General features: G+C 64.7%; 5 protein-coding genes. All 5 read right to left on the bottom strand.

Annotated elements, in window-relative coordinates:
- Positions 1-157 precede the first annotated feature (157 nt).
- The 5 genes from trpC to ribB all read right to left on the bottom strand — a co-directional run bounded on the left by trpC (position 158) and on the right by ribB (position 5,494).
- Positions 158-973, bottom strand: coding sequence for an indole-3-glycerol phosphate synthase TrpC (gene trpC, locus Q0216_RS09370; protein WP_298594808.1), 816 nt, complete (start codon positions 971-973; stop codon positions 158-160).
- Positions 974-987: 14 nt separating this feature from the next.
- Positions 988-2,598: an anthranilate synthase component I gene (locus Q0216_RS09365; protein ID WP_298594806.1), complete on the bottom strand. Its 1,611-nt coding sequence runs from the start codon at positions 2,596-2,598 to the stop codon at positions 988-990.
- 287 nt (positions 2,599-2,885) lie between these two features.
- Positions 2,886-3,362 carry a 6,7-dimethyl-8-ribityllumazine synthase gene (ribH, locus tag Q0216_RS09360; protein ID WP_298594805.1) on the bottom strand — a complete coding sequence of 159 codons (477 nt, stop codon included), beginning with the start codon at positions 3,360-3,362 and terminating at the stop codon, positions 2,886-2,888.
- A 49-nt stretch (positions 3,363-3,411) separates the two neighbouring features.
- Complete coding sequence (locus Q0216_RS09355; protein ID WP_298594802.1) at positions 3,412-4,200, bottom strand: GTP cyclohydrolase II; 789 nt, start codon at positions 4,198-4,200, stop codon at positions 3,412-3,414.
- Between the two features lie 10 nt (positions 4,201-4,210).
- On the bottom strand, positions 4,211-5,494 hold the full coding sequence (gene ribB / locus Q0216_RS09350) for a 3,4-dihydroxy-2-butanone-4-phosphate synthase (protein WP_298594800.1): 1,284 nt from the start codon (positions 5,492-5,494) through the stop codon (positions 4,211-4,213).
- Positions 5,495-5,876: the final 382 nt, after the last annotated feature.

The raw sequence follows: 5,876 nt of genomic DNA, 5'->3' as shown, positions 1-5,876 counted from the left end.
CCCGCGAGCGGCGTCCGGTATGCCCTCTCTCCAGACCCTAACTCACGGAAGCCTCACTCCCCCGCAAGCGTGAACCGGTATAACCTCTCAAACAACTACCCCACGGAAGCCTCACTCCCCCGCTTCGTGTGTTTTGGTCGCCTTCTCTTAGCAACCCCTATCGGGTCACCGGCACCTTGGAGAATTCACGCACCGTACCTTCCGGGTCGCCGGAGCGAACCAGCGCTTCACCGATGAGCACCGCGTCGGCACCGGCGCCGGCGTAGGCGCGCACATCCTCGATACCGGCAACACCGGACTCGGCAACCTTAATCACCGAGGCAGGCAGGTGCGCCGCGAGGGATGCGTAGTGTTCGTTGTTAACTTCGAGGGTCTTAAGGTTACGCACGTTGATGCCGACGATTTTGGCGCCGATGCGCTGGGCGACCTCGATTTCTTCGGGGGTGTGGGTTTCGACGAGGGCGTTCATGCCGAGCGATTCGGTGAGTTCGAGGAATTCGCGCAGGGTCTGCTCGTCGAGTGCCGCAACAATCAGCAGGACCAGGTCGGCGCCGTGTGCGCGTGCCTCCCAGATCTGGTATTCGTCGACGGTGAAGTCCTTGCGCAGCACGGGGATGTTCACGGCGGCGCGGACTGCGTCGAGGTCGGCGAGGGAGCCGTTGAAGCGGCGCTGTTCGGTGAGTACCGAGATTGCTGCGGCGCCACCTGCCTCGTAGCGTGCGGCGAGCGCGGCGGGGTCGGGGATTTCTCCGAGCGCACCCTTGGAGGGCGAGGAGCGCTTCACCTCAGAGATAATGCGGGCGGTGGAGCCGTTGCCGCCGCCGGGCACTTCACCGCGCAGGGAGGCGAGCGCGTCGCGGGCGGGTGCGGCGGCGAGGGCGCGCTTCTTCATCTCCTCGAGGGGAACCTGCTGTACGCGGGCGGCGAGGTCTTCGCGGACGCCGACAATGATCTCGTCGAGAACGGTGCTCATGGTGTCTCCTTGGGTTACTTGGTGGCGTTGACGGCTGCGTCTGCGTCCAGGGGTGCCAGGCCGGAGGCGGTCAGCACGGCGCGTAGCGGGGCGGCGGACTTGTTGACGGTTTCGAGGGTTTCGGAGTCCGGGTTGGAGTCCATGACGAGGCCCGCACCTGCCTGTACGTAGGCGGTGCCTTCCTTGAGTACGGCGGTGCGAATGGCGATTGCCATGTCCATGTTGCCGGCGAAGTCGAAGTAGCCGCACACGCCGCCGTAGACGCCGCGGCGGGTGGGTTCGTATTCGTCGATGAGCTGCATGGCGCGCGGCTTGGGGGCGCCGGAGAGGGTGCCTGCCGGGAAGGCGACGCGCAGCACGTCGTAGGCGCTGAACTGCGGGTCAAGTTCGGCGCTGACGGCGGAGGAAATGTGCATGATGTGGCTGAAACGCTCGATGATCATGAACTGGTCGACGGATACGGTGCCGGGCTTGGCGATGCGCGAGAGGTCGTTGCGTGCCAGGTCGACGAGCATGAGGTGTTCGGAGCGTTCCTTCTGGTCGGCGAGCAGTTCCTCGGCGAGTGCGAGGTCTTCTTCGCGGGTTGCGCCGCGCGGGCGGGAGCCGGCGATGGGGTGGGTGCTGGCGATGCCGTTCTTGAGGGTGACGAGCGCCTCCGGGGAGGAGCCGACGATGTGGAAGGGGGTGCCGTTGCTGTCTTCGAAGTTGAAGAGGTACATGTACGGCGAGGGGTTGGACTGGCGCAGTACACGGTACACGTCGAGTGCCTTGGCGTTGGTTTCGGCTTCGAAGCGGCGTGAGAGCACGATCTGGAAGACGTCGCCGTCGATGATGTTCTTCTTGGAGCGGTCGATGGCGTCTTTGAAGCCCTGTTCGCTCCAGGTGAGGGTGACGTCTTCGCGGACCTTACGGTCGACGTCCGCCACGCCGGAGAGAATGGAAGTAGTTGCGGCGGCACCGCGCTGCAGGCGGCGGAGCATGCTGTGCAGGCGCGCGATGGCGTCTTCGTAGGCGCCGTCGACGTTTTCGCTGGTGCCGTTGAAGTTGATGGCGTTGGCGACGAGCAGGACGGTGCCGTCCTTGTTGTCGTGGATTGCCATGTCGGAGACCATGTTGAGCGCGAATTCGGGCAGGTTCACGTCGTCGGCGGGCGGGAAAGGCAGGTGCTCCCAGTGGCGTACGACGTCCCAGCCGAGGTATCCGACCAGGCCGGAGGTGAGCGGCGGCAGGGTCGGGTCGGGCTCGGTGTAGAGCATCTGCAGGGTCTTGGCGATGGCTTCTACGGGGTCGCCGTCGACGGGTGCGCCGGCGGGGGTGCGTCCCTGCCAGTGGACTGCGCCGTCAACGGTGGTGAGGGTGGAGCGGGAGGATGCGCCGATGAAGGAGTAGCGGTCCCAGGCTGCGGATTCGCCTTCTGCGGAGATTTTGGCGGATTCGAGCAGGAAGGTGCCGTGGGCTGCTTCGATGGGTTCGCCCTGGTCGTTTTGGAGTACGAGGGATCGGTAGATGCCGATGGGGGTGAGTGAGTCGGCGAGGATTTTGATGTGTACGGGAATGACGCGGGTGCCGGCTGCGCGGGCGCGGAATTCTTCGAGGCTGGGGGTGATGGTGCCCAAATCCTGCATTGCTGTACTCCTTGGTGTTGGGTTGGGGGCGCGTCGGTGCGCTGTGTCCCTTTAGCTGTGTCCCTTAGCTGCCGCGCGGGGTTTTACCGGTATAGGGTTTTACCGGATGCGCCGGCGTGTGTCTCTGGCGCATATATGCCAGATTCTTATACGCCCGATCATGCCTGATAAGGCCCGGTATGCCCGGTGCGCGGGTTGTTTCAGTTTAACCGGTGCTGCGGCCCAGTTCCACGGTGAAGAGTCAATAGTTCTCTTCGTGAAACTGAGCCGCGTACCGTTCAGCTCTGTTAGTTGCTGAACTGCTTGAGGGTTGCTGCGGTCTGCAGTGCCGCTGCGGTCGCCTCGTAGCCCTTGTCTTCGTTGGAGCCTTCCAGGCCTGCACGGTCGAGTGCCTGCTGCTCGTTGTCGCAGGTGAGCACGCCGAAGCCGATGGGGCGGCCGGTCAGCACGGACACGTCGGTCAGGCCGTTGGTTGCGCCCTGGCAGACGTAGTCGAAGTGGGGGGTGCCGCCGCGGATGACCACGCCGAGCGCGACGATTGCGTCGAACTTTTCAGCGAGGCGGGTTGCTGCGACGGGCAGCTCGAAGGTGCCGGGTACGCGCACGAGGGTCGGCTCGAGGCCTGCGTCGCGTGCTGCACGCTGCGCGCCGTCGATGAGGCCGTCCATGACCTGGGTGTGCCAGCTTGCCGCTACGATTGCGAGCTTGAAGCCCTTGTAGTCTTCGGGGTTGAGGGTGGTGTCTGCTGCGCCTACGCCGCTCATAGTGTTCTCCTTGTGAGTTTTGGGGTTTTGAAAAGTTTAGGGGGTGCCGCTACGCGCTTTTGAGCATGTGGCGCATACGGTCACGCTTGGTCTGCAGGTAGTGTGCGTTCTCGACTCGGGCGGGAATTTCGTCCGGGATGAGTTCGGTGACCTGCAGGCCGAGGCTTTCGAGCGCCTCCCGCTTGGCGGGGTTGTTGGTCACGAGCCTCAGCTCGTTCACGCCGAGTTCCTGCAGAATTAGTGCCGCCTGCGAGTAGTCGCGCATGTCGCCGTCCAGGCCGAGCGCCAGGTTCGCGTCGAGGGTGTCGAGTCCGGCGTCCTGCAGTGCGTAGGCGCGGAGCTTGTTGATCAGGCCGATGCCGCGTCCTTCGTGGTTGCGCACGTAGATGAGGTAGCCGCCGGTGCGGCTGAGGATGTGCAGGCCGTTCTCCAGCTGGGGGCCGCAATCGCATCGGAAGGAACCGAAAATGTCGCCGGTGGCGCATTCGGAGTGGATGCGTACCGCGGGCACTCCCCCGTCCTCGGCGGGTACGGGGGTGCCGTCACGGTCGAGGGCGCGGACACTGAGGTGCTCGGCGCCGTCTGCAAATCGCCAGGCGCGCATGCCGAACAGGCCATGCGGGGTGGGCACGGCAACCTCTTCGGTGCTTTCGACCAGCAGCGGGCTGGGGTTGGGCACCATATCGAGGGGGCTGACGCGGTAGCCCTCAGCGAGCTGGGAGGCGATGCGCAGGGATTCAGCGCTGAGCTCTTCAGCCTGCGTCTTAACCGGCTCGACCAGAGTGCCCGGTTCTGCGGGGGTGCCCGGTGTTGCCTGGGTGTTGGGGGTTTCGCTCATACGTTCTCTCCTATGCTTTAGCTACGTACTTGCTGAGGTCTTCAATGGAAATCATGGGCAGGTTGTGCTCGGTGGCGAAGGCACGCAGAGCGTCAAAACGCATCATGGAGCCGTCGTCGTGCACAACCTCGGCGATAACGCCCACGCCGGACAGTCCCGCCGCGAGGGAGAGCTCCACTGCGGCTTCGGTGTGGCCGGGGCGCTCCGCCACGCCGCCGTCAACGGCGCGCAACGGGAAGATGTGGCCCGGGCGAGTGATATCCACCGGGGTCGAGGAGGCATCCGCGAGAATCTGCACGGTGCGTGCGCGATCTGCCGCGGAGATGCCGGTGCTCACGCCGGATGCCGCGTCGCAGGAGACGGTGTAGGCGGTGCCCTTGGGGTCTTCGTTGTTGGTGACCATGGGCGGCAGGTTCATCTCGTCGGCACGCTTGTTGCTCAGGGGTGCGCAGACCACGCCGGAGGTGTGGCGGATCATGAAGCCCATCAGTTCGGGGGTTGCGTGCTCGGCGGCGAAGATGATGTCGCCTTCGTTTTCGCGGTCTTCATCGTCGACGACGACCACGGCGCGACCTGCGGCGATAGCGTCAACCGCGGTCTGCACACTGTCGAGGACGCTTGCGGCGTCGGCGCGGCGCGGCGCAACCTGCTCGGAGGAAGAAGCCTGGGGCACGCCTGCGAACGCGGTCAGACGCTGCACGTACTTAGCGAGCGCATCGGTCTCAAGGTTGACGTTGTCGCCGACCTTGAGCGCGCCGAGGTTGGTTGCCTTCAGGGTTTCGGGGATCAGGCCGACCTCGAACCATGCGGGGGTTTCGCCGGGCTCGGACACCGCGGTGACGGTCAGGGACACGCCAGAAACAGCGATGGAGCCCTTCTCAGCGAGCAGGGGTGCCAGTTCGGTGGGTAGGTTCAAACGCAGGGTGCTCCACGCCTCGTGCTCAGTGACGGATGCGAGGGTACCCACCGCGTCCACGTGACCCTGCACGACGTGACCGTCGAGGCGGCCGCCGGCGGGCAGGCAGCGCTCCAGGTTGACGGTGTCGCCGGGGTTCAGGTTGCCGAGGTTGGTGCGGCGCAGAGTCTCACCCATCGCGTAGGCGCGGAACTGGCCGGGCTGCAGCTGGTCGAGGTCGATAGCGGTGAGGCATACACCGTTGACGGCGAGGGAGCCACCGTGCTCGAGGTCGGCGACAATGTCACCGGCGTTGAGGGTCAGGTAGGCTGCGTCGCTACCTTCGATGGGGGTGATGGATTCTACGGTGCCGAGGGCGCCAATAATTCCGGTAAACATGTGTGCTTTCCTTTTCTCGCCGTGTCCACCGGGGCGTCGTCGTTGAGGGCGACGGGCGGCGATGGTTTGTTCGTCGGTATAACTATACGTATTTTTCGAATATTCCCCGTGACGGGGATTTTTTATGCTAGCATGCGAACCCGGTAGCGTTCGGTGAAGCTACCGAGCCCGCATTGCGGTGCGATAGATGCTGGGTCTCATCCAGTCTCTGCTAGTCCAGCCTTGGCTGGTCCCACTCCGGCTAGTCCAGCCGCGGTTCCGGCGCGTGGCAGGCGTCCAGCTTCTGCAGGGTACGTCGCTGCCCGGGGTTCTGTGCGGTTCCGCGAGGTGCCGGCACCAGGTGCGTTGCGGTGTCATTGCCGAGCACTCGCACCGCCGGGAA

Source organism: uncultured Rothia sp. (genome assembly GCF_937976295.1).
Taxonomy (GTDB): domain Bacteria; phylum Actinomycetota; class Actinomycetes; order Actinomycetales; family Micrococcaceae; genus Rothia.
This window is presented reverse-complemented; position numbering and strand designations above follow the sequence as displayed.